At 53.9% G+C, this 254-nt stretch carries 1 protein-coding gene; it reads right to left on the reverse strand.

Going from position 1 to position 254, the window contains the following annotated elements; translation table 11 throughout:
• Window positions 1-254, reverse strand: a 254-nt coding sequence (locus P0Y67_RS22965) for a hypothetical protein (RefSeq protein ID WP_446728879.1), incomplete at both ends; no start/stop codon positions are given.

A 254-nucleotide genomic window follows, 5' to 3' on the forward strand; every position in this document is an offset into this window, starting at 1 on the left:
TGTGCCTGAATCAGCCCGACCGGGGCGGACAGGTGATCACTCAGCACATCTGAAATCTGACCGTCTGCATCGACAGTAAGGGGGGCGTAGCCTGTGGCGCCGTAGGTATAATCTTTCTGACCCTGAGGACCAGATTCACGGAGTAAAGTGTTCCCCAGCCAGTAGAACTGCGTTTGTTCACCATTAACGGTTTTGCTGATCCGGCGTCCCAGAGGATCATAAGTATAGGCAGCGGTCACTTCGATGCTGGATTG

The sequence above is a fragment of the Photobacterium sp. SP02 genome, assembly GCF_038519165.1.
GTDB lineage: Bacteria > Pseudomonadota > Gammaproteobacteria > Enterobacterales > Vibrionaceae > Photobacterium > Photobacterium halotolerans.